The organism is Nocardiopsis sp. NPDC006938 (assembly GCF_042869555.1).
GTDB lineage: Bacteria > Actinomycetota > Actinomycetes > Streptosporangiales > Streptosporangiaceae > Nocardiopsis.
This window is the reverse complement of sequence record NZ_JBIAGA010000012.1, coordinates 149,618-172,449: the sequence shown is the minus strand read 5'-3', so window position 1 is coordinate 172,449 and position 22,832 is coordinate 149,618. Positions and strand designations below refer to the sequence as shown.

Here is a 22,832-nt window from a genome sequence, read left to right as displayed (position 1 = left end):
CCCCGCGCGCCGCGTCCGCGCGAGGCTGGGGGCATGAGCGGAACAGTCATCGAGGTCGAGGGCCTCACCAAACGGTACGGCGACAACCACGCCGTCGCGGGGATCGACCTGAGCGTGCCCCGAGGGGAGGTCTTCTCCCTGCTCGGGCCGAACGGCGCGGGCAAGACCACGACGGTGGAGATCCTGGAGGGCTTCCGCGCCCGTGGCGGAGGCTCCGTCCGCGTGCTCGGCGAGGACCCGGGCCGTGCGGGCCGGTCCTGGCGCTCGCGGATCGGGATCGTGTGGCAGAAGGAGACCATGATCCCCAAGCTGCCGGTGCGCGAGGTCGTCCGGCACTTCGCGGGCTACTACCCCAGCGCCGTGGGCGCCGACGAACTCCTGGAGAGGGTCGGTCTCGCGGAGAAGGCGAGGGCCCTGCCGGACTCGCTTTCGGGGGGCCAACGCCGCCGTCTCGACGTCGCGCTGGGCATCGTGGGCCGTCCTGAGCTGCTCTTCCTCGACGAGCCCACCACCGGGTTCGACCCCCGGGCGCGCCGCGAGTTCTGGGACCTCATCCTCGACCTGGCCCGGCAGGGCACCACCATCGTGCTCACCACGCACTACCTGGAGGAGGCCGAGTTCCTGGCCGACCGGGTGTGCGTGATCGCGGGCGGCCGCGTCCGCGCCCTGGACGCCCCCGCCCGGTTGGGCGGCCGCGCCACCGCCCAGGCCACCGTCTCCTGGCTGGAGGACGGGCACCGCCGCGAGAAGCGCACCACAGCGCCCACCCGCCTGGTGTCGGAGCTGGCCGCGCGCTTCTCCGGGGAGGTCCCCGAGCTGAGCGTGCACCGTCCCACGCTGGAGGACGTCTACCTCGACATGATCAGGGACGACCAGGCCGCCGAGGAGGTCACCGCATGAGCACCGACACCCTGGGAACGACGACCACTCCCTCTCCCGGCGAGTCTTCGCGGCGCCCGCCGGGCGCCCTGCGCGTGGGCCTGTCGCGGGGGTGGCTGGAGATCCGCACCTTCTCCCGGGAGTGGGAGAGCCTGGTCTTCACGTTCACGCTTCCCGCGCTCATCCTCACCATGTTCGCGTCGATCTTCGACGGCATGTTCGACATGGAGATGGCGGCGGTCGACTACTACCTGCCGGGGCTCATCGCGATGGGTCTGATGTCGGTGAGCTTCCAGACCCTGGGCATCGCGATCGCCGTCGAACGCGACCACGGAACGCTGCGCCGACTGCGGGGCACGCCCATGCCGCCCAGCGCCTACTTCGTCGGCAAGACGATCCTCGTGCTCTTCCTCGCGGTGGGCCAGGTGGCGCTCCTGCTCGGTGTGGCGGGACTGTTCTTCGGCGGGACCATGCCCTCCACCCTGGCAGCGTGGTCCACCATCGCCTGGGTGTTCGTGCTGGGGACGGTCGGCTGCTCGCTACTGGGTATCGCGATGAGCTCGCTGGCCCGCACCGCGCAGACCGCGTCAGCGGTGGTCGTCGTCCCGTTCCTGCTGCTCCAGTTCACCTCCGGGATCTTCGTCCCGGTGCACTTCATGCCGGACTGGATTCTGGCCGGCGCCTCCCTCTTCCCCCTGCTGTGGATGGCGCAGGGCATGCGGGCCGCGTTCTTCCCCGACGAGATGGCCGTCATGGAGGCGACCGGGGCGTGGGACCTGCCCATGGTGGCCCTGGTCCTGGGCGGCTGGTGTGTGGTGGGCTTGGTGCTGACCCTCGTGACGTTCCGCTGGAAGACCCGCAAGGACGGATGACCATGACGACGGACCGGGCCCCGGGGCCGGACTCGACGGCGCCCGGGGCCGCCGACCCCGGCCGCCCCGCCGATCCCGGCGACCCCGGCGACCCCGGCGGTCCGACGACGTCGACGGCCTCCCCCGAACGGGACGAGCGGCACGCGTGGAGCATGGGCTCCCGGTGGCACGTGGCCTTCTCGGTCGCCATGGCGGCGATGGTCGCGCTGGCGCTGGTCACCGGCCCCGAGGAGTGGCGCTGGCTCACCGCCGCGTTGATGTGCGCGGTGGTGGCCGTGTACCTGTTCGGCGCCCGGCCGTTGATCAGCCCGGAGAAGGGCTTCCTCGACACCACCCGGGCGCTCGTCCTGATGGCCCTGTTCCTGCTGCCCACGGTGCCCGCCGTCATCCTCAACCCGGTTCTCGTGTTCGCGCTGATCGCGATCGCCCCGGTCTGCTTCATGACCGTCGGCAGCGTGCTGGCCGTGTCCACGGTGGGTGTGATCCTGGTCGTGCCCACGCTGTGGGGCGGCCTGGTCGGCGAGCAGGACTGGCCGTCGGTCGGCGTGCACCTGCTCGTCAACGGAGCCGTCCTGGGCTACGCCCTGTGGTTCGGGACCTGGGTCGAACGGATCGTGGTGCAGAGCGCGGAACGCTACCAGCTCATCGAGGCGCTGCGGCGCAGCCGCGAGGAGGTGGCCCTGCTGTCCGAGGAGGCCGGAGCGCTGGCCGAGCGCGAACACCTGGCCCGCGAGATGCACGACACGCTCGCCCAGGGGTTCACCAGCATCATCACCCTGACCCAGGCGGTGGAGTCGGAGCTGGACAGCGACCCGGTGACCGCCCGCCGTCACCTGGCGCTCATGCGGGAGACGGCGGCGGAGAACCTGGCGGAGACCCGTGCCATGGTGGCCGCCCGGCAGTCGTTCCGGCTGGACGACGAGGGCCTGGACTCCTCCGTCCGGCGGATCGGCGAGCGGCTCGGCCGCGAACTGGGCATCAGCGTGGACGCCGAGGTGACCGGGGTACCGGAGGACCTCCCCAACGACCTCCAGATCTGTCTGCTGCGCACCGCCCAGGAGGCGCTGGCCAACGTCCGCAAGCACGCCGGAGCCCGCAACGCCAGGGTCGTCCTCGCCTACACCGACGTCGGCGTGCGCCTGACCGTGGCCGACGACGGGCTCGGCTTCGACCCCGCGCGGCCCGCCCACGGCAACGGACTGGCCAACATGCGCCACCGGGCCGCGTCGGTGGGCGGGCTGCTGGACATGGAGAGCTCCCCGGGCGGGGGCACCACCGTCCGCCTGTTCATCCCGCACGACGACGCGGACGAGTGAACCGTCCCGGAGAGGAAGACCGCCCCATGATCCGTGTCCTGCTGGTCGACGACCACCCCGTGGTCCGCGAGGGCATCCGCGGCATGCTCAGCGCCGAGCACGACCTGGACATCGTCGGAGACGCAGGCTCGGGTCCGGAGGCGGTGGCCAGGGTCGCGGCCCTGCTCCCCGACGTGGTCCTGATGGACCTGCGCATGCCCGGCGGCGACGGGGCCGAGGCGACCGAGCGCATCCGCGCCGACCACCCGGGCGTGCACGTCCTGGTGCTCACCACCTACGACACCGACACCGACATTCTGCGCGCGGTCGAGGCGGGCGCCACCGGCTACCTGCTCAAGGACACGCCGCGCTCCGAGCTGGCCGAGGCCGTGCGCTCGGCGGCCCGGGGCGAGACGGTACTCAGCGGCCGCCTGGTGGGCAAGCTGCTCACCGGGGTGCGGCAGCGGACCGAACCGGAGGGGCCCGCGCTCTCCCCGCGCGAGGTGGAGGTGCTGCGGCTCGCGTCGGACGGGCTCACCAACGCCGCCATCGGCCGGGCCCTGCACATCAGCGCCACGACGGTGAAGACCCACCTGATGCGGGTCTACGAGAAGCTGGGCGTGGGCGACCGCACCTCGGCGGTCTCCCAGGCGATGCGCAGGGGTCTGCTTCCCGAGCGGTAGGCACCTCGCAGCCCCGATCTCAGGGTCGTCTCCGGGGCCTCCCCCGATACGCGGGGACTCCGTGTCGGACAGAATCGGCATATGGTGGAACAGATGAGCCAACTCACCCCCCGCGAGGACGGCGACGGTCGTATGCGCGCCTCCGACGCCGACCGCGACGCCGTCGCGCACCTGCTCCGGGAGGCCCTCGCGGAGGGCCGTCTGGACCCCGACGAACACAGCGACCGGCTGGACGCGGTGTACCGCGCCAAGACCGTCGGAGAACTCGTCCCCCTCACCGAGGACCTGCCGGCCACCGGCGCCTCGGCCCGGCTCCCCGCACCGTCGGACTTTCGCTCCCCGCGCCCGGTGTACGGCGCGACGCGGGTCGTCGACCAGCCCGCCACCAGCCACAGCGCGATCGCCCTGCTGGGCGGCGCGGACCGTTCGGGCAACTGGGTGGTCCCGCGCCGTTTCGTGACCGTCGCGGCCATGGGCGGCGTCGAGCTCGACCTGCGCGAGGCCCGGTTCACGCACCGCGAGACCACCGTGTGGATCGGCACGGTCATGGGCGGTGTCGGCATCATCGTGCCCGACGACATCCAGGTGCGCGTGCACGGGCTGCCGATCATGGGCGGGTTCGGGGTCGAGGGCGACACACCCAGCGTGGTGGAGCCCGACGCCCCGATCGTGCACATCCGGGGCATCGCCCTGATGGGCGGGGTCGGGGTCAGCTACCGGGCGCGCAAGCACCAGGAGGACGAGGACTGACCGCGGCGCGCCCGCGCCCTCCGCCCCCGGCCTCTGCCCGGGCCGCCGTGCGTCCAGGACGGTCCGGACGTCGCGGACCGTCCATCCAACCACAGGGCACACCCGCTCGTAAGGTCTGTGGCTGATTGTGGCAATGTCTCGCGCCATGTCTTGCCGTGACCGGAACCTCCTGCGAGGCTTCTTCGGTACCTCGTCCACCCCAGGCGTCCATCCCCCACCCCGAGGCACGATGGACCCCCGTGAACCGGAGGAAATCCGTGCATCCGACCACCCCCGGGAAGCCGCGCGGCAGAGCGTCCGCGCCCTCCGCCCCCGGACGGCGCACCGCCACCACCGCCGGACTGGCCGCCCTCGTGATGACCGCGGGCGCCCTGGCGGGCACACCGGCCCACGCCGACCAGGCCGCGCTCCCCGACCTCGTGACCACCGAGGCGATCGAGGCCCACCTGAACAACCTCGACACCATCGCCCGCTACAACGGCGGTAACCGCGCCAGCGGCACCCCGGGCTACGACGTGGCCGCGCTGTACGTCGAGGACCAGCTGAAGCGGGCCGGGTACCAGCCCTACCGCCACGAGTACGAGTACGAGGCCTGGCGCGAGAACTCGCCCGCCGTACTGGCGCAGACGGCGCCGAAGCACCACCCGTACGAGCTCGACCAGGACTTCGTCACCATGAGCTACTCCGGCCCGGGTGACGTCACCGCCCCGGCCGTCGCGGTCGCCCCCGACAGCGCGGCCAGTGGCTGCTCGGCGGACGACTTCGCCGACTTCCCGGAAGGCGCCGTCGCCATCACCGTGCGCGGCAGCTGCTCGTTCGAGGAGAAGGTGACCAACTCCGCCGAAGCGGGGGCCTCGGCCGCACTGGTGGTCAACAACGAGGACGAGGTCTTCCTCGGCACCGTGGGCGAGCAGTCCGCCATCCCCGCCGTCGGCGTGTCCGGCCTGGCCGGGGCCGACCTGCTGTCGATCCCCGACCTGGAACTCCAGGTCGCGGTGGACTCCGAGGTCTCACAGGAGCGGTCCTTCAGCGTGCTCGCCGAGACCTCCGGCGGCCGTGACGACAACGTGGTGGTCGTGGGCGCGCACCTGGACGGTGTCGAGGAGGGTCCGGCCGTCAACGACAACGGCAGCGGGGTGGCCTTCCTGCTGGAGACCGCCATCCGGTTGGCCGAGCAGCCCGACCCGAACAACCAGGTGCGCTTCGCGTTCTGGGGCACCGAGGAGTCCGGCCTGGTCGGCTCCAACGAGTACGTGGCGGGCCTGGACGAGCAGGAGCTCGACGACGTCGCGCTGTACCTGAACTTCGACATGATCGGCTCGCACAACTACGGCCGGTTCGTGCTCGACGGCCGGATGGAGCTGCCGGAGTCCGGCGGCGCCCCCTCCGGCTCGGGCGCGATCGCCAAGGTCTTCGAGGACTACTTCGAGGAGCAGGGCCAGGTCAGTGAGCCGGGCGTGCTCAGCGGCCGCAGCGACTACCTCGCGTTCATGCAGGCGGGCGTGCCCTCCGGCGGGCTGTTCAGCGGCGCGGACGGCGTGAAGTCGCCGGAGCAGGCCGAATGGTACGGAGGCACCGCGGGCGACACGTTCGACCCGTACTACCACACGGCCGACGACACCCTGGAGAACATCAACTGGGACTCGGTGGCCGAGCTGTCGGCCGCGGGGGCGCACGGTGTGGAGTTCTTCGCGGAGAGCACCCTGCCGGTCAACGGTGTGCTGTCGATGTCCGCGGTGACCGTCGACCTGCCCCGCGTGGGCGACGCCTGGGTTCGCTAGGGCCCTGAGTCCCGTCGGTGACGTCGGTGAGGGCGGGTGGCGTGAACCCCCCGGTTCCACGCCGCCCGCCCCTCGCGATGCCTCCCCCTCGCGCGGCGGTCCGGGCGACCCCCCTCAGTCCCGCCCGGGTGTCCGCGCGCGGACATCGCCGGAAACTACGGTGAGTAGCTCCCTCGTGCCTCAAGGTATCAGTGAGCCAGGTCACCTTCACCCCCCGAGACTGAACAGTTATCCTCAGTGACCCTGCCGTGCCCGGCTGCCTCGACCCCGCGTGCCGCACCGCCCTCCCCTAGGCTGAGGGCCATGAGCACAAGGGACACGGACACACCGGTCGTACTGTCGAAGATCTACACGCGTACCGGCGACACCGGCACGACGGCCCTCGGCGACATGAGCAGGACCTCCAAGAACGACACCCGCCTGGTCGGCTACGCCGACACCGAGGAGGCCAACGCCGCCATCGGCGTGGCCCTGGCCCTGGGAGAGCTCCCCGACGACGTGCGCACCCTGCTGATGCGCGTCCAGAACGAGCTCTTCGACCTCGGAGCGGACCTGGCCACCCCGATCGTGCCCGACCCCGAGTACCCGCCCCTGCGCGTGCTCCCGGAGTACGTCACCCGGCTGGAGGAGGCCTGCGACACCTACAACGCGGACCTGCCGACCCTGCGGAGCTTCATCCTGCCCGGCGGCTCCCCCACCGTCGCACTGGTCCACACCGCACGCATCGTCGTGCGGCGCGCCGAGCGCTCCGTGTGGGCCGCCATCGACGAACACGGTGACAGCGTCAACCCGCTCACCGCGCGGTACCTGAACCGTCTCTCGGACCTGTTGTTCATCCTGGGCCGCCACGTCGCCGGGGACGGCGACGAGGTCCTGTGGAAGCCCGGCGGCGAACGCTAGGGACCGGCCCCGGCGCCCGCCGACGAGCGCACCGAGTTCAGGCGGGGTCGCCGAGTTCGCGCTCGACGGCCTCCACCTTGCTGTGCAGGCCGTCGGTCACACCCTCGCGGATGTCCGCCTTCAGGGTCAGGCTCACCCGCCCGGCCCCCTCGCCGGCCGCCGCGACAGCGCGCTTGACGACGTCCATGACCTCGTCCCACTCCCCCTCCACGGAGGTGAACATGGCCGAGGTCTCGTTGGGCAACCCGCTCTCGCGCACGACCCTGACCGCACGGGCCACGGCCGGGGCGACGGACTCGCCCTCACCGAGCGGGGACACTGAGAAAGCCACGATGGTACTCATGGGCCCATGCAAACACACGGGCACCGCCCCTGTGAACCACGAGGCGGCACCGGGAGGGGCGTGGCGTCAGGCCTGCCACTGCGTCCCGGGCGGCATCGACTCGATCCACGACAGGAACCCGGTGAGCGCGCTCTCCCCCATCGCGACCTCCAGGGTCGCCTCGCTCGGGTCGCCGCCGTCCGGACCCGCCCAACCGATCTCCAGGACCGTCACGTCGGCGGGCAGCGGCGCGTCGCCCTCTCCGGGGGCACGACGCCCCACAACGACGAGACCGCGGCGCGACAGTCGCACTGTCGGCCGCGGTCTGAGGGAGAGGACGGGGAACCACCCGAGGTCGCCCGAGCCGTACCGGCCGAAGCCGATCCGCCAGGAACCCCGGCGCCCCTTCTCCCCGCGCGCGCGCAGGTAACACTCGACGGCCCCGCCGCTGCGCAGCAGCACGAACCGTCGCATCCAGCCGGTGCCGAGCACCAGCGCGACCACCAGGACGACGGCGAGGGCCGCCCACCCCAAGGACTCCAACCACGGTGTTCCCTGAAGCGGTGCCACACCCACGTCTCGTCGCCTCCCGGCTTCGCTAGGCGACTTCCTCGCCAGCAGCGCGCAGACGGCTGCGGGCACGGGCGGCGGCCAGGTTGTCACCCGACTCGCCCGCGTCCTTCAGCGCCTGGCGCGCACGGTCCACATCGATGTCCTCGGCGAGCTCGGCGGTCTCGGCGAGGATCGAGATACGGCCCTCACCCGAAACCGAGACGAACCCACCGTGCGCGGCGGCCCGGATCTCACCGGTCTCACGCGCGCCCAGAACGCGAACGACCGCGTCCTCGGCCAGAAGCGACAGCACCGGGACGTGCCCGGGCTGGACGCCGATCTCGCCCTCGACGGTCTTCGCGATGACCATGTCGCCCTCGCCCGCCCAGACCTCGCGGTCCGGAGAGACGATCTCGACGAAAAGCTTCTTCGACACTGCCACAAACTCCTCGGCTAGCGGGTGGGTTCGGCGGGGCCGAGTTCGCATCGATACTCGGCCCCGCCTCGGGTCTAGCCCCGCCCGTCGCCCTCCGCCACGAAGGCGGGGGGACACTGACGCGCAGTACTAGCCTTCCTGCAGCTTCTTCGCCTTCTCCACGACCATGTCGATGTTGCCGACGTCGAGGAAGGCCTGCTCGGGAAGGTGGTCGTACTCGCCGTCACACAGACCCTTGAAGGACGCGATGGTCTCCTCAAGCGGCACGAACACACCCGGGGTGCCGGTGAACTTCTCCGCCACGAACATGTTCTGCGACAGGAAGCGCTCCAGGCGACGGGCCCGGTTCACGATGATCTTGTCCTCTTCGGACAGCTCGTCCATACCGAGGATGGCGATCTGGTCCTGGAGGTCGTTGTTGCGCTGGAGGATCTCCTTGACGCGCTGGGCCACCTGGTAGTGCTCCTCGCCCACGTACTGCGGGTCCAGGATGCGGGAGGTGGAGGCCAGCGGGTCGACCGCCGGGTAGATGCCCTTCTGCGAGATCGGGCGGGAGAGCTCGGTCGTCGCGTCCAGGTGGGCGAAGGTGGTCGCCGGCGCCGGGTCGGTGTAGTCGTCCGCGGGGACGTAGATCGCCTGCATCGAGGTGATCGAGTGACCGCGCGTCGAGGTGATCCGCTCCTGGAGCTGACCCATCTCGTCCGCCAGGTTGGGCTGGTAACCCACGGCCGAGGGCATACGGCCCAGCAGCGTGGAGACCTCCATACCCGCCTGGGTGAAACGGAAGATGTTGTCGATGAAGAGCAGCACGTCCTGGTTCTGGACGTCACGGAAGTACTCCGCCATCGTCAGAGCCGAGAGCGCCACGCGCAGACGGGTGCCCGGGGGCTCGTCCATCTGGCCGAAGACGAGCGCGGTGTCCGGGAGGACGCCCATCTCGTCCATCTCCAGGAAGAGGTCCGTACCCTCACGGGTGCGCTCACCGACACCGGCGAACACGGACACACCACCGAAGTTACGGGCGATACGGGTGATCATCTCCTGGATGAGCACCGTCTTGCCCACACCCGCGCCACCGAAGAGGCCGATCTTCCCACCGCGCACGTACGGGGTGAGGAGGTCGATCACCTTGATGCCCGTGACCATCATCTCGGTCTTGGACTCGAGCTGGTCGAACGAGGGGGCCTTGCGGTGGATCGGCCAGCGCTCGGTCACGCCGAGCTCGGCGGTGGGCACGTCCATGGACTCGCCCAGGGTGTTGAACACGTGGCCCTTGACGACGTCGCCGACGGGCACGCTGATGGGCGCGCCGGTGTCGCGCACCTCGGCGCCACGGACCATGCCGTCCTGCGGGGCGAGGGAGATCGCGCGGACCAGGTTGTCACCCAGGTGCTGGGCGACCTCCAGGGTGACGACCTTCTCCTTGCCACCGATGCTCACATCGGTGTGCAGGGCGTTGTAGATGCCGGGCAGGGAGCCGACGGGGAACTCCACGTCGACGACCGGGCCGGTGACCCGGGCGATGCGGCCGGTGGCGGTGCCAGCGCCGGCCGTACCTTCAACTGTCGCAGTCACTTCTGTTACTCACTTCCCGCGCTGGACCCAGAGAGCGCATCGGCACCGCCGACAATCTCACTGATCTCATTGGTGATCTCGGCCTGACGAGCCTGGTTGGCCAGGCTGGTCAGGTTCTTGACGAGTTCTTCCGCGTTGTCGGTCGCGGCCTTCATGGCCGCCCGACGGGACGCCTGCTGGGAGGCGGCCGACTCCAGGAGGGACGCGTAGATCCGGTTGACCACGTACTGCGGAAGCAGCTGGTCCAGGACCTCCTCCGCGGAGGGCTCGAACTCGTAGAGCGGCAGCGCCTGGCCACCGATGCTCTCCTCGAGCTCCTCGGCCTCGACCTCTTCCACCTCCAGCGGAAGGGCGCGGACCGCCCCGGCCCGCTGGGTCAGCATCGACACGAACTCCGTGGAGACCACGTGGATCTCGTCGACACCACCCTCGGCGGTGTCCTGGGAGAACCTCTCCATGAGAGTGGAGCCGATCTCCTGGGCGTGCGCGTAGGTCACCCGCTCGGTGAAGCCTTCCCAGGACTCCTCGACCTCACGGCCGCGGAACTTGTAGAAGGCGGCACCCTTGCGGCCCACCATGTACGTGAGGACCTCCTTGCCCTGCTCCTTGAGGAGCTGGGTGAGGGACTCGGCCTCCTTGATGACGTTGCTCGAGAAGGCGCCGGCCAGACCCTTGTCGCTGGTGACGACCAGGACGGCAGCACGGGTGGGGTTCTCGGCCTCGGTCAGCAGCGGGTGATCCGTCACCCGGCTGGCGAGAGCCGACACCGCCCGCGTGATCTCCCGTGCGTAGGGTCCGGCAGCCTCGGCCGCGCGCTGCGCCTTGGTGATGCGCGTGGCGGCGATGAGCTCCATCGCGCGGGTGATCTTCGCCATCGACTTCGTCGAGCGAATCCTCCGGCGATAGACGCGAAGCTGTGCACCCATGGGTTACTTCCCGCCCTTGGCGACCTTGATGGTCTCCTGGCCGACCTTCTCCTCGGCGAGCGCCTCGGCCTCGGCCTCGGTGCCCAGGAGGGTACCGGCGGAGGTCTGGAAGCTCTGCTTGAACTTCTCGATCGCGGCCTGGAGGGTCTTCTGGCTGTCGTCCTCGAACTTGCCGGTGTCCCGGATGGTGTCCAGGACGTCCTTGTGCTCGCGGTCCAGGAAGGACAGCAGGTCCTCCTCGAAGCGGCGCACGTCCTCGACCGGAACCTCGTCGATCAGGCCGGTGTTACCCATCCAGATCGAGACGACCGTCTTCTCCATGGAGAAGGGCGAGTACTGCCCCTGCTTGAGGAGCTCCATCATCCGGGCACCGCGCGCGAGCTGCTGCTTGGAGACGGCGTCCAGGTCGGAACCGAAGGCGGAGAACGCCTCGAGCTCGCGGTACTGGGCCAGGCCCAGACGCAGCGTGCCGGAGACCTTCTTGGTGGCCTTGGTCTGGGCGGCGCCACCGACTCGGGAGACGGAGACACCGACGTCGATCGCCGGACGCTGGCCCTGGTTGAACAGGTCCGAGTCCAGGAACACCTGACCGTCGGTGATCGAGATGACGTTGGTGGGGATGTACGCCGAGACGTCGCCCGCCTTGGTCTCGATGATCGGCAGGGCCGTCATCGAACCGGCGCCCAGCTCGTCGGAGAGCTTGGCGCAGCGCTCCAGGAGACGGGAGTGGAGGTAGAAGACGTCACCCGGGTAGGCCTCACGGCCCGGCGGGCGGCGCAGCAGGAGGGACACGGCGCGGTAGGCCTCGGCCTGCTTCGTCAGGTCGTCGAAGACGATCAGGACGTGCTTGCCCTCGTACATCCAGTGCTGGCCCAGGGCCGAACCGGTGTACGGGGAGAGGTACTTGAAGCCGGCCGGGTCGGACGCCGGGGAGGCCACGATGGTGGTGTACTCCATCGCGCCGGCCTCTTCGAGGGCGCCGCGCACGCTGGCGATGGTCGAGCCCTTCTGACCCACCGCGACGTAGATGCAGCGCACCTGCTTCGTGGGGTCGCCGGTCTCCCAGTTCGCCTTCTGGTTGATGATCGCGTCGATACCGATCGCGGTCTTACCGGTCTGCCGGTCGCCGATGACCAGCTGGCGCTGGCCGCGACCGACGGGGGTCATGGTGTCGATCGACTTGATGCCGGTCTGCAGCGGCTCGCCGACCGGCTGGCGCTCCATGACCGTCGCGGCCTGGAGCTCCAGCTCGCGCGTCTCGCTCGACTCGATCTCACCCTTGCCGTCGATGGGGTTACCCAGGGGGTCCACCACGCGGCCGAGGAAGTCGTCACCCACCGGGACCGAGAGGAGCTTGCCGGTGCGACGCACCCTCTGCCCCTCCTCGATGCCGGTGAAGTCACCCAGCACCACGACACCGATCTCGCCGATCTCAAGGTTCTGGGCCATGCCCAGTGTGCCGTCCTCGAACTCCAGCAGCTCGTTCGCCATCGCCGAGGGAAGGCCACCGACGCGGGCGATGCCGTCACCGGAGTAGGTGACGGTACCGACCTCTTCAGCGCGGGTGGCGTCAGGCTCGTACGACTGGACGAAGCGCTGTAGCGCGTCCCGGATCTCATCCGGCCGGATCGTCAGCTCCGCCATCTCTACGTTGTCCTTGCTCTCAAATGGCGCCGGGCCGGCGCCGTGCGTGCTTGCTTGTCTTCGCGTCAGCCGGCCAGGCGGCGCTGGACCTCAGCGATGCGCCCGGCGATCGTGCCGTCGATGACCTCGTCGCCCACCTGGATGGAGAGTCCACCCAGGATGTCCGGGGCGACCTCGATGTTCAGGTGGATCTCGCGGCCGTGCTTGCGGCTCAGCAGGGTGCGCAGGCGCGTCTGCTGGGTCTCGCTCAGCGCGTGGGCGGTACGGACCACGGCGATGTAGCGCTGCGCGCGCTCGGCCACCAGTTGTCCGAAGTTGTCGAGGGCCTGCTCCAGGGTACGACCCCGGGGGTGGGTGACCGCCTGGCCGACCAGGGCCAGCGTCGCGGAGCTCACCTTGCCCGAGAGCAGGTTCTCGACCAGCGCGCGCAGGTGCTCGTCGGCCACGCCCTCACGGGTGAGGGCCGAACGCAGTTCCGGCTCGGCGACGACGATCCGCTGGAAGCGGAACAGCTCGTCCTCGAGCTCGTCCAGGCGGGTGCCCTTGACGGAGGCGACGGTCGCGTAGACCGCCGTCCGCTCCAGGGCGTCCAGCATGTCGCGCCCGGTGGACCACGGCTGGGAGACCACGTCGCTGACCACGATGACCGTGGACGGCGAGACCTTGCCCTCGAGGATCTGACCGATCAGGGCGGTCTTCTTCTCGGGGTCGTTGGCCGGGTCCGCCAGCCAGCGGCGGAGCGAGTGCTCGCCGCTGATCAGGGCGACGACCTCGAAGAGCTCGCCACCCAGCGAGACCGCCTGCTCGGCGCTGGCCGACGCCAGGACGTTCTCGTCCAGGCGCCGGATCGCCTCAGCCAGGGAGCTACGGCTGATACCACGCATCAGCGCACCCCGGCTTGCTTCGCGCTCTCGTCCTGGTCCAGCTCCTCCAGGAACCGGTCCACCACACGGGTCTGAGCGGCGCTGTCACTGAGCGTCTCACCGACGATGCGGCTCGCGAGCTCCGTGGACAGGGTGCCGATCTCGCCGCGCAGCTGGACGAAGGCCTGCTGCCGGTCCGCCTCGATCTGCGCCTTGGCGGCGTCGATGATGCGCTGGGCCTCGACCTGGGCCTCCTCGCGAGCCTCGGCGATGATCGCCGCACGCTGCTCCTTGGCCTTCTCGAGCTCCTGCGCGTACTCGCGGTGCGACTCTTCGAGCTTCTCGCGGTACTGCTGACGGATCTCCTCGGCCTCGGCCTCGGCTCGCTTGGCGCGCTCGATGCCGCCCTCGATGGCGTCGTGACGCTCATCGAGGACCTTCATCACCTTCGGGACCGACTTGCGGACCACAAAGATGTAGACCACGGCGAGCGCGATCGCGCCGAAGGTGAACTTCACCCAGTCGATCCGCAGAATGTTTGGTTCGGCTGCCAACTCCAACAGCATGGTCAGCCCTCCTTCGCGTCAGTTGCCATCAGGAAACGGTTGACGGTTCCGACTTACGGGGCCGCGAAGGCGAGGACGAAGCCGAGGATGGCCAGGGCCTCGATGAGGGCGAAGCCGAGGTAGATGTTGGTCTGGAGCGGGCCGCGGGCCTCGGGCTGGCGGGCGATGGCCTGCATGCCGAGACCGAAGACGATACCGACACCGATACCGGCGCCGATGACGCTGATGCCGTAACCGATGGTGTTGATGTTGCCGGTGATCGCAGCGATGTCCATGGTGTTTCCCTTTACTCGACGTCCGGCGTCGCGTTCCGCGATTGGTCAGTTCGCCGGTGTGGACGGGTCAGAAGCTCTCCGCGCCCTGGTCCGATCACGGGATCGGGGGAACGTGGAGGGGGTCTTTTAGTGAGCCGCTTCGAGCGACTGGTTGAGGTACAGGCTCGCGAGCAGCGTGAACACGAAGGCCTGGATCAGCATGATCGCGATCTCGAAGACGAAGAAGGCGACGTAGCCGATCAGGGCGGCTCCGGAGTAGAGCACGGAGACCGCGGCGAGCATCGGCTCGGCCGTCAGGTTGAGCATGTACCAGCCGCCGTAGGCGAACACGGCCAGCAGCAGGCTGCCCGCGAACATGGTCGCGAACAGACGCAGGGCGTGCGTTACCGGGCGGATGAGGAAGACCGAGAGGATCTCGATCGGGGTGACCAGGACGTAGATCCACTTGGGCATGCCCGGGGGGAAGATCTGGTTCCGGAAGTAACCCCAGCCACCCTGGTGCCTGATGCCGATCACGATCGTCATCACGTAGATGGTGAGCGCGAACATCACCGTGAAGGCGAGGTTGCTGTTGACCGGGAGCATGCCGGGGATGAGTCCGGTGAAGTTCATCGCCAGGATGAGGGTGAAGACACCCGTCATGAACGGGATGAACTTGTCACCCTTCTCACCCATGGTCGGCCGGGTGATGTTGTCCCGGATGAACAGGATGAGCATTTCGCCGACGCTCTGCCTGCGGCCGGGGACGAGGCTCAGCTTCTTGCTGAACCACGACCACAGGAGCAGGACCGCGCCGAGCGCGACGAGCAACAGAACCAGGTACAGGTCGATGCCCGCGCTGCCGGGGATGTTGGCGACCCACGGCTCCGGGAAGAACATCTTGATGGTGGGAGCCTCGAACGCGCAACCGCTGTCGCCGAGATGGCAACCCGGGTCGGCCGCGAGAATGCGCACGTCAGCACTCACGGCGAATCCTTTCGTCGTGACGCAAGAAAGCCTCGTTGATGGTTGTGACTGCTAGCGTCGTCGCGAGATGGGCGACGCGGAACTGCGGGGAGCTCAGAGGTGGCGTGTCTTGGCGACGATCAGATAGATCGCACCGACCATGCCGAGAACGGCCCCGATGGGCAGGAAGAGAGCCTGGAATCCCAGGAGCCTGTCCGCTCCCCAGCCGATCGCGCTCCACACGAGCACACCCGCGAGCAGAGTGGAGAAGAGCGCCCAGCCGTCGGACTCGCGTGGCGCCGGGGGCGCGCTGGGGTCCTTCTTCCTGGCTGGTTCGCTGCTCATCTCGCTCCGGAATATAGCATGTGGGGCTTGACTGGACCGTGGCCGTCCGCCCGCCGTGGAACAGGGTATTACGCCCGTTTCGACGGCTCGCGGCGGGGCACCCCATCACGTGTTCTCCGAGCTCTCGCTCGGGTCCACGTGAAGGATCTTCGCCCGGGAGGTGGCCCAGGTCTGCCCGCCCAGCCAGGCCAGTACGACGGCCAGCGCGCTGTAGACGAAGGCGTTGCTACTGAGGTCCGTGACGAGGGGGCTCCGGCCCAGGGTCACCAACAGAATGCCCAGCAGCGCCATCTTGACGACGAAACCGAGCAGGTTCGCGGCGAGGAACAGGTCCTTGTTCCTCCGGGTGACCATCATGACCGCCCACTGCCCCAGGCCGAAACAGGCGAGGATGATACCGACCGCCAAGGCCGAACTGAGAGCTCCGGCCGTTCCCGCGAGAAGGGCCGAGACCGCGATGGCCAGGACCCCGCACGCGGCGCTCGGAAGCGCGGCGCCGCGGAGAATCCGGGCGTCGTGTTCCTGCATGACGAAGCTCCGTGGGGTTCAGTGAGTACCTGCTCGTGAAAGCTATCACAAGGTTTTTGGTGCCAAATCCAGGGTGCCCTTAACGCGGCCTTAACGCCTCGCGAAAGCCCCGATCCACGGCCACTTCGGGCCTTGTGTCACCTTGACCACACTCGCCGCGAGCTTCACACCAGCGCACATTCGGCACACCCTGTGGGACCTCCGTCCCGAACGTGACGCGGCGTTTATCCATCGGTTGAACGATGGTGATCTGCCTTCTCCGCGACCCGGTTTCCCCGGTTCCACGGCAGCAGCCCACGCCGCCGCAGCCGGGGCAGGGCGATGAGACCGACCGCACAGGTGGCCACCAGCACCGTGACCGTCAGGACGATGAGGGCGGAGTCGAAGATGGACAGCGACACGGCGGCGAAGGCGACGATCCCCGCCCACAGGTACATGAGCAGTACCGCCCGGGTGTGCGTGTGCCCCATGTCGAGGAGCCGGTGGTGCAGGTGACCTCGGTCCGGGGCGAACGGCGACTTGCCCGCGAGGGTCCGGCGCAGCACCGCCAGCACCAGGTCCGCCAGGGGCAGCGCGATGACCAGCAGCGGCAGCGCGATCGGCAGGAAGACGACCAGTCCGGAGGAGTTGAACTCCTCCCGGGCGGTGTTGGCGTCGAACTGCCCGGTGACCGTGATCGTGATGGAGGTCAACAGCAGACCCAGCAGCATCGAACCGGTGTCGCCCATGAACACCCGCGCCGGGTGGAAGTTGTGGAAGAGGAAGCCCACACAGGTTCCGGCCAGGATGATCGCGATCATCGCCGGATAGGACTGGCGGACGAACCCCTGCTCCACCGCGACCACGTAGTAGTACGCGAAGAACGCCAACGACGAGATACCGACGATGCCCGCCGCGAGGCCGTCCAGGCCGTCGGCGAAGTTGACCGCGTTGATGGTCACCACGATGAGCAGGATGGAGATCATCGCCCCCAGCCAGGGCCCCAGTGACAGTTGGGTCCCGGGCAGCGGCAGCCACAGCAGCTGCACGCCCTGCCACACGAGGATGCCCGCGGCCGCCACCTGACCGGCCAGCTTGCTGAGCGCGTCCATCCCCCAGCGGTCGTCGACGACGCCGATGACCGTGATGAGTCCGCCCGCCAGCAACAGGCCGATCCACGTCTTGGCGACGAACACGTTCTGGAGGTGCGGCAGCTGCGCCGAGATGAGCAGCGCCGCCGCGAACCCCCCGTAGATCGCCAGCCCGCCCAGGCGCGGGATGGGCTCGGTGTGCACGTCGCGGTCGCGGACCGGCGGAGCCGCCCCGAAGGCGATCGCCAACCGGCGCACCAGCGGGACGAGCAGGTAGGTCACCGCGGCGGCGATGACGAAGGTGAGCGCGTACTCCCGCACTGCCTGATCCCTCTAGCTCTCGGAGCGGTCGGTGTCCCGGGACCCGTCGGTCTCCGGCCCCGCGGCCCCGGGCGCGGACGCCTCCGGTGTCCCGGGCTCCCCGGAGGCCGTCCCGGTGTCGGGTTCGTCCTCCTCCTGCGCCTTCTTCGGCTTGGTCCGGCCCTTGCGCAGCTCGCCGATCACCGTGCCGCACACCGAGCGCAACTGCTCGATGGAGATCGCCCCGGAACGCAGCACCCGGGGCACCGCGTACGTGAGGTCCACGATGGTGGAGGCGACCGGGCTCTCGGCCGTACCGCCGTCCAGGTAGACCGCGACGTCGTCACCGAGCTGTTCGATGGCCTCCCCCGCGGTGGTCGCGGCGGGCTGACCGGACTTGTTGGCACTGCTCACCGCCATCGGACCGGTCTCCTTGAGCAGTTCCAGGGCGACCGGGTCCATCGGCATGCGCACGGCCACGGTGCCCTTGGTGTCGCCCAGGTCCCAGGACAGGCTGGGGGTGGCGGTGCACACCAGGGTGAGCGGTCCGGGCCAGAACTCCTCCATGAGGTCCCGGCCGTGGTTGCCCAGGTCCTCGATGAGCGCGGTCGCGGCACGCATGGAACCCACCAGCACCGGCGGCGGCATGTCCCGGCCACGGCCCTTGGCCTCCAGAAGGCTGGCCACCGCCTTCGGGCTGAAGGCGTCGGTGCCGATGCCGTACACGGTGTCCGTGGGCAGCACCACGAGGTCACCTCGGCGTACCGCCGACGCGGCGTCGGCGACGCCGTCCCTGCGGGCGCTCTCGTCCGCGCAGTCGTAGATGCGGCTCACCTGCGTTCACCTCAATCTCGGTCGACCGGGCTCGGTTGCCGGTCCTGCGGTGGGGATGGGGGTGCGGCTCGGCGGGCACGGGCCCCTAACCGTCGCCGTCGGCGCGGCGCATGACCACGAAACGGTCGCGCCGGGCCATGTCCTTGCGGTTGAGGACGTCGCGCCAACCCCGGTCCTCGGGGAACAACCGGGGGATGTCGATGCCCTGGCCGTCGTGGTGTTCGATCGCCATGGCCCCGCCGGGGCGGAGCAGCCTGCGGCCGACCGCCTCCAGCGCGCGGATCATGTCCAGCCCGTCCTCACCGGACCACAGGGCGGGCGCGGGGTCGTAGTCGCGCACCTCGGGCGGGATGACCGCGGCCTCCCGGGTCGGCACGTAGGGGGGGTTGCTGATCAGCAGGTCGACGCGGCCGTTGAGCTCGGGCAGGGCGGTACGCATGTCGCCCTCGTGGGAGGTGACGCGGTCGGCGTGTCCGGTGAACGCGATGTTGCGGCGGGTCCACTCCAGCGCTCCGGGGTCGACCTCGACCGTGTGCACCCGGGAGCGGGGGACCTCCTGGGCGATGGAGATCGCGATGGCTCCGGAGCCGGAACCCAGGTCGACCACGAGCGGGTCGGCCACGTCCATGGCGCGCAGGGTCTCGATCGCCCAGTCCACCATGATCTCGGTCTCCGGCCGGGGCACGAAGACGCCCGGCCCGACCTGGAGTTCCAGATACCGGAAGTAGGCGCGGCCGGTGATGTGCTGGAGCGGTTCGCGTGCCTCACGGCGGGAGACGCACTCCCAGTAGCGTGCGTCGAAGTCGGCGTCGGCGACGGCGTGGAGTTCCCCTCGACGGACACCGTGCACGAACGCCGCGAGCTCCTCGGCGTCCGTACGGGGTGAGGCCACGCCCGCCTCAGCGAGCCTGAGTGTGGCGCGGGCGACCTCGTCGAGCAGGAAGTTCATGACTGGGCGGCTTCGAGCCTCTCCTTGGTGTCCGCGTCCACGAGGGCCTTGACGACGCCGTCCAGCTCCCCGTCGAGGACCTGGTCCAGGTTGTAGGCCTTGTAGCCGACCCGGTGGTCGGAGATGCGGTTCTCCGGGAAATTGTAGGTGCGCACGCGCTCGGAGCGGTCCACGGTGCGGACCTGGCTCTTGCGCTCCGCGGAGGCCTCGGCGTCGGCGCTCGCCTGGGCCTCGGCGTAGATGCGGGCACGCAGGATGCGCATGGCCTGCTCCTTGTTCTGGAGCTGGCTCTTCTCGTTCTGGCAGGAGGCCACGATGCCGGTGGGCAGGTGGGTGATCCGGACGGCGGAGTCGGTCGTGTTGACGCTCTGCCCGCCGGGCCCGGAGGAGCGGTAGACGTCGACGCGCAGATCCTTCTCGTGGATCTCGATCTCGATCTCCTCGGCCTCGGGGACCACGAGGACACCGGCGGCGGAGGTGTGGATGCGCCCCTGCGACTCGGTGACCGGGACGCGCTGGACCCGGTGGACACCGCCCTCGAACTTGAGCATGGGCCACACGCCGGAACCGGGCTCGGGGGTGCCCCGGTTCTTGAAGGCGATGGTGATGTCCTTGTACCCGCCGAGGTCGGAGTGGGTGGCGTCGATGACCTCGGTCTTCCAGCCCTGGCGCTCCGCGTAGCGCAGGTACATGCGGACCAGGTCGCCCGCGAACAGTGCGGACTCCTCGCCGCCCTCGCCGGCCTTGACCTCCATGATGAGGTTCTTGTCGTCGGCGGGGTCGCGCGGGACGAGCAGGACGCGCAGGCGCTCGGTGAGCTGCTCCGCCTCCTCGGTCAGGCGGTCGGCCTCCTCGGCGAAGGAGGCGTCCTCGGCGGCCAGCTCACGGGCGGCGTCGATGTCGTTCTCGACCTCCTTGAGCTGACGGTAGGCCTCGATGATCGGGGTGAGCTGTGAGTAGCGCTTGCCCAGCGTGCGCGCCTTGGTCTGGTTGGCGTGCACCTCGGGGTCGGCGAGCTGCTGTTCCAGCTCGTAGTACTCCCCAAGAAGGTCGTCCAGCTTCACTTTCCCACGTTCCCGTCTTGTCGCTCGCCCTGTCCGTCTCCCCCGTGCGGGGGACCGCCTGGATGCCCGGTGGTGCCGCCCGCTCTCGCGGGGGGCGGCGCCACCGGACGACGGGCAGCGCTACTTGCGCTTGCCGAAGCGCTTCTCGAAGCGGGCGACCCGGCCACCGGTGTCCAGGATCTTCTGCTTGCCGGTGTAGAAGGGGTGGCACGCGGAGCACACGTCGGCGCGGATCTTGCCCTCGGGCACCGTGCTGCGCGTCACGAACTGCGCCCCGCAGGTGCAGGTCACCTCGGTCGGGACGTACTCGGGGTGGATGTCGGCCTGCATGTGTGTCTCCTTGCTAGTGCGCGACCGCCGGACGCATGACGACCGCACCACCGTGGGAGGTGGGGCGGTGTTCGTTGACCATGCGCGAACCGGTGTCGCGGCGATCCAGGTAAGAGGGCGGCGTGCTCTCCCCCGGGGAGGAGGGCCGTTCCCTGATACCAGTTTGCCAGACCATCAACCATGCCGGGACCAGTACCTATTCCCCGCCTCCCCTCGGCCCTCCCGGGCGGTGCGCCGTCGCGGCCGGGGACGTGCGCCGGTCCCGGTGCCGCAGCCACGCCAGGGTGGCGGCGGCGGCCCCGAGGGTGAGGCAGAGCATGAGGAGCCCGGCGTTGGCGCCCGGACCGTGGATGAACAGGTACGCCAGCGAACCGGCCGTGAGCAGGTAGTAGGTCAGCGGGAAGACCGTCTGGCGGAGGATGTCGCCCTCCCGGCCCGCGAGGCCGACCACGGCGGAGGCCGCGACCACGTTGTGCACGGTGATCATGTTGCCCGCAGCGCCACCGGCGGCCTGGGCCGCCACGACCTTCTCGGGCGGGACCCCGATGCGTTCGGCGGTGGAGTGCTGGAACAGGGAGAACATCAGGTTGGAGACGGTGTTGGACCCGGCCACGAAAGCGCCGAGCGCCCCGATCCAGGGCGCCAGCAGGGGCCACTGGTGGCCACCGAGTTCGGCGGCCCCGGTGGCCAGGGTGAGCGGCATGCTCTCCAGGGAGGTCGCCCCGAACTCCCCGCCGGTGTTGATGAAGACCCGCACCAGCGGGACGGCGAAGAGCAGGGCCACGGCGGCCCCGGCCAGCTGGGACCCGGCCATCCGCCAGGAGTCGAGGATCTCCCTGGGCCGCATGCGGTGCAGCCCGTAGGTGACGAGGCAGATCAGGATGAAGGTGGCCCCGGGCGAGTAGAGCGGGGCCACGGAGTCCCCGATCGACGTGCCGAGGATGTCGGTGGCGCCCACGGTGACACCGGAGAGCCAGTCCTTGACCGGCTCGGCGGTACGGGTGGCCACGAGCAGGGCGGCGACCAGGAGGTAGGGGGCCCACGCGTTGAGGAAGCCGACGCGGCGGCCGGTGTCGGCCGTCTGGTCCGCGCTGCCGGACTCGATCCGGCCGGTCCAGCGGGACAGCCAGTCCTCGCGCGGGGGGAAGTCCCAGACCCGCTTCGGCATGAGGAAGCCCCGTCTGGCGGCGAGGACGACGATGACCAGACCGGTGAGTCCGCCGAGGAGGCTGGTGAACTCGACGCCGAGGAAGTAGTTGTACAGGAGCGAGGGAACCGTCAGTGCCAGCCCGCTGAAGAGCGCGAACCGCCACACTTCGAGGCCCTCGGAGAAGCGCCTTCGCCCACCGTAGAAGCCGCAGAGCAGGCAGCAGATCAGCAGGGGGACGAGCGTCCCGGTGATCGAGTGCAGCAGGACGGTCTGGAAGCCGATCTCGGTGACGTACTCGGGGAAGCTCATCCCGAGTTCGGAGGCGCGCGCCGCCACCCCTCCCCCGCCGTCCAGTCCGCCGCCGACGCCGACGAGGATCGGGGTGCCGACCGCGCCGAAGCTGACCGAGGTGCTCTGGATGACCATCCCGACCATGACGGCGGCCATGGCGGGGAAGCCGAGGGCGAGCATGAGGGGCGCGACGACGGCGGCGGGGGTGCCGAACCCCGAGGCGCCCTCGATGAAGCTGCCGAACAACCAACCGATGATGATCGCCTGGACGCGGCGGTCCGGGCTGATATCGGTGAACGTGCGGCGGATGGTGGCGACGGCCCCGCTCCTGGTGAGGGTGGAGAGCAGGAGCAGCGCGCCGAAGATGATGTAGAGCAGGCCCGCGGCGAGGATCAGGCCCTGGAGGGTGGAGGCGACGACGGTCGTCGGGTCGGTCCCCCAGACGAGGACGGCGATCGTGACCACGACCACGTAGCCGGCGGGCATCGCGTACATGGCGGGGAGGCGGAATCCGACGAGCAGGACTCCGACGACCAGGATCGGGGTGAGCGCGAGAAGACTGAGCAGGGCGAGGTTGTCCATCCAGGTGGCTCCCTGGTAGGGGGGTGTGCACTCCGGCCCGCGTGACCCTACGTTCACGGGCGACCACCCACCAGCCCCCCTGTGTGATCCGAGACACATCAGTGATCATCGGCTTCCACGTTCCG

At 69.6% G+C, this 22,832-nt stretch carries 25 protein-coding genes; 7 read left to right on the top strand and 18 right to left on the bottom strand.

Features of this window, described 5'->3' with window-relative positions; translation table 11 throughout:
- The first annotated feature begins 33 nt into the window (after nucleotides 1-33).
- From ACFYL4_RS18995 to ACFYL4_RS18965, 7 genes are all read left to right on the top strand, one after another.
- Nucleotides 34-900 carry an ABC transporter ATP-binding protein gene (locus ACFYL4_RS18995; RefSeq protein ID WP_357758268.1) on the top strand — a complete coding sequence of 289 codons (867 nt, stop codon included), beginning with the start codon at nucleotides 34-36 and terminating at the stop codon, nucleotides 898-900.
- A complete protein-coding gene (locus ACFYL4_RS18990) occupies nucleotides 897-1,751 on the top strand; it encodes an ABC transporter permease (protein ID WP_387519600.1) in 855 nt (284 codons plus the stop codon). Before ACFYL4_RS18995 ends, ACFYL4_RS18990 begins: the two co-directional genes overlap by 4 nt.
- Nucleotides 1,748-3,067 carry a sensor histidine kinase gene (locus tag ACFYL4_RS18985; protein ID WP_387519598.1) on the top strand — a complete coding sequence of 440 codons (1,320 nt, stop codon included), beginning with the start codon at nucleotides 1,748-1,750 and terminating at the stop codon, nucleotides 3,065-3,067. The genes ACFYL4_RS18990 and ACFYL4_RS18985 overlap by 4 nt, the downstream gene beginning before the upstream one ends.
- Before the next feature lie 26 nt (nucleotides 3,068-3,093).
- Nucleotides 3,094-3,729 carry a response regulator gene (locus ACFYL4_RS18980; protein ID WP_387519596.1) on the top strand — a complete coding sequence of 212 codons (636 nt, stop codon included), beginning with the start codon at nucleotides 3,094-3,096 and terminating at the stop codon, nucleotides 3,727-3,729.
- A gap of 81 nt (nucleotides 3,730-3,810) precedes the next feature.
- Nucleotides 3,811-4,479 carry a DUF1707 domain-containing protein gene (locus ACFYL4_RS18975; RefSeq protein ID WP_387519594.1) on the top strand — a complete coding sequence of 223 codons (669 nt, stop codon included), beginning with the start codon at nucleotides 3,811-3,813 and terminating at the stop codon, nucleotides 4,477-4,479.
- Nucleotides 4,480-4,835: 356 nt separating this feature from the next.
- Nucleotides 4,836-6,260 (top strand): M20/M25/M40 family metallo-hydrolase, encoded by a 1,425-nt coding sequence (locus tag ACFYL4_RS18970; protein ID WP_387519640.1) that lies wholly within the window; start codon nucleotides 4,836-4,838, stop codon nucleotides 6,258-6,260.
- A gap of 303 nt (nucleotides 6,261-6,563) precedes the next feature.
- Entirely contained in the window at nucleotides 6,564-7,160 is a 597-nt protein-coding gene (locus ACFYL4_RS18965) for a cob(I)yrinic acid a,c-diamide adenosyltransferase (RefSeq protein ID WP_387519592.1), read from the top strand.
- A 37-nt stretch (nucleotides 7,161-7,197) separates the two neighbouring features.
- On the opposite strand, the gene ACFYL4_RS18960 is transcribed toward ACFYL4_RS18965, so the two are convergent.
- The 18 genes from ACFYL4_RS18960 to ACFYL4_RS18875 all read right to left on the bottom strand — a co-directional run bounded on the left by ACFYL4_RS18960 (nucleotide 7,198) and on the right by ACFYL4_RS18875 (nucleotide 22,707).
- Nucleotides 7,198-7,503, bottom strand: coding sequence for an MTH1187 family thiamine-binding protein (locus ACFYL4_RS18960; RefSeq protein WP_357758250.1), 306 nt, complete (start codon nucleotides 7,501-7,503; stop codon nucleotides 7,198-7,200).
- A 66-nt stretch (nucleotides 7,504-7,569) separates the two neighbouring features.
- Nucleotides 7,570-8,058: a DUF2550 domain-containing protein gene (locus ACFYL4_RS18955; protein WP_387519589.1), complete on the bottom strand. Its 489-nt coding sequence runs from the start codon at nucleotides 8,056-8,058 to the stop codon at nucleotides 7,570-7,572.
- Between the two features lie 22 nt (nucleotides 8,059-8,080).
- Complete coding sequence (locus ACFYL4_RS18950; RefSeq protein WP_357758244.1) at nucleotides 8,081-8,470, bottom strand: F0F1 ATP synthase subunit epsilon; 390 nt, start codon at nucleotides 8,468-8,470, stop codon at nucleotides 8,081-8,083.
- 129 nt (nucleotides 8,471-8,599) lie between these two features.
- Complete coding sequence (atpD, locus tag ACFYL4_RS18945) at nucleotides 8,600-10,045, bottom strand: F0F1 ATP synthase subunit beta (RefSeq protein WP_357758241.1); 1,446 nt, start codon at nucleotides 10,043-10,045, stop codon at nucleotides 8,600-8,602.
- Between the two features lie 5 nt (nucleotides 10,046-10,050).
- Complete coding sequence (locus tag ACFYL4_RS18940) at nucleotides 10,051-10,971, bottom strand: F0F1 ATP synthase subunit gamma (protein ID WP_357758239.1); 921 nt, start codon at nucleotides 10,969-10,971, stop codon at nucleotides 10,051-10,053.
- A 3-nt stretch (nucleotides 10,972-10,974) separates the two neighbouring features.
- Nucleotides 10,975-12,615, bottom strand: a complete 1,641-nt coding sequence (gene atpA / locus ACFYL4_RS18935; protein ID WP_357758236.1) for a F0F1 ATP synthase subunit alpha — start codon at nucleotides 12,613-12,615, stop codon at nucleotides 10,975-10,977.
- Nucleotides 12,616-12,680: 65 nt separating this feature from the next.
- Nucleotides 12,681-13,499 carry a F0F1 ATP synthase subunit delta gene (locus ACFYL4_RS18930; protein WP_357758233.1) on the bottom strand — a complete coding sequence of 273 codons (819 nt, stop codon included), beginning with the start codon at nucleotides 13,497-13,499 and terminating at the stop codon, nucleotides 12,681-12,683.
- Nucleotides 13,499-14,044, bottom strand: a complete 546-nt coding sequence (atpF, locus tag ACFYL4_RS18925) for a F0F1 ATP synthase subunit B (RefSeq protein WP_357758230.1) — start codon at nucleotides 14,042-14,044, stop codon at nucleotides 13,499-13,501. The genes ACFYL4_RS18930 and atpF overlap by 1 nt, the downstream gene beginning before the upstream one ends.
- Nucleotides 14,045-14,097: 53 nt before the next feature.
- Nucleotides 14,098-14,319, bottom strand: a complete 222-nt coding sequence (atpE, locus tag ACFYL4_RS18920) for an ATP synthase F0 subunit C (protein ID WP_357758228.1) — start codon at nucleotides 14,317-14,319, stop codon at nucleotides 14,098-14,100.
- Nucleotides 14,320-14,445: 126 nt separating this feature from the next.
- On the bottom strand, nucleotides 14,446-15,273 hold the full coding sequence (atpB, locus tag ACFYL4_RS18915; RefSeq protein ID WP_357758385.1) for a F0F1 ATP synthase subunit A: 828 nt from the start codon (nucleotides 15,271-15,273) through the stop codon (nucleotides 14,446-14,448).
- Between the two features lie 105 nt (nucleotides 15,274-15,378).
- A complete protein-coding gene (locus ACFYL4_RS18910) occupies nucleotides 15,379-15,609 on the bottom strand; it encodes a hypothetical protein (RefSeq protein WP_357758226.1) in 231 nt (76 codons plus the stop codon).
- A gap of 105 nt (nucleotides 15,610-15,714) precedes the next feature.
- Nucleotides 15,715-16,137 carry a hypothetical protein gene (locus ACFYL4_RS18905; RefSeq protein ID WP_357758223.1) on the bottom strand — a complete coding sequence of 141 codons (423 nt, stop codon included), beginning with the start codon at nucleotides 16,135-16,137 and terminating at the stop codon, nucleotides 15,715-15,717.
- A gap of 224 nt (nucleotides 16,138-16,361) precedes the next feature.
- A complete protein-coding gene (locus ACFYL4_RS18900) occupies nucleotides 16,362-17,528 on the bottom strand; it encodes an MraY family glycosyltransferase (protein WP_357758220.1) in 1,167 nt (388 codons plus the stop codon).
- A gap of 12 nt (nucleotides 17,529-17,540) precedes the next feature.
- A complete protein-coding gene (locus ACFYL4_RS18895; RefSeq protein ID WP_357758217.1) occupies nucleotides 17,541-18,341 on the bottom strand; it encodes an L-threonylcarbamoyladenylate synthase in 801 nt (266 codons plus the stop codon).
- A gap of 85 nt (nucleotides 18,342-18,426) precedes the next feature.
- Nucleotides 18,427-19,290 (bottom strand): peptide chain release factor N(5)-glutamine methyltransferase, encoded by an 864-nt coding sequence (gene prmC / locus ACFYL4_RS18890; protein ID WP_357758214.1) that lies wholly within the window; start codon nucleotides 19,288-19,290, stop codon nucleotides 18,427-18,429.
- On the bottom strand, nucleotides 19,287-20,354 hold the full coding sequence (prfA, locus tag ACFYL4_RS18885; RefSeq protein ID WP_357758211.1) for a peptide chain release factor 1: 1,068 nt from the start codon (nucleotides 20,352-20,354) through the stop codon (nucleotides 19,287-19,289). The genes prmC and prfA overlap by 4 nt, the downstream gene beginning before the upstream one ends.
- A 120-nt stretch (nucleotides 20,355-20,474) precedes the next feature.
- The gene (gene rpmE, locus ACFYL4_RS18880; protein WP_357758209.1) at nucleotides 20,475-20,684 is read right to left on the bottom strand and encodes a 50S ribosomal protein L31; all 210 of its coding nucleotides are present in this window, start codon (nucleotides 20,682-20,684) and stop codon (nucleotides 20,475-20,477) included.
- Nucleotides 20,685-20,880: 196 nt separating this feature from the next.
- The gene (locus ACFYL4_RS18875; RefSeq protein WP_387519583.1) at nucleotides 20,881-22,707 is read right to left on the bottom strand and encodes an L-lactate permease; all 1,827 of its coding nucleotides are present in this window, start codon (nucleotides 22,705-22,707) and stop codon (nucleotides 20,881-20,883) included.
- Nucleotides 22,708-22,832: the final 125 nt, after the last annotated feature.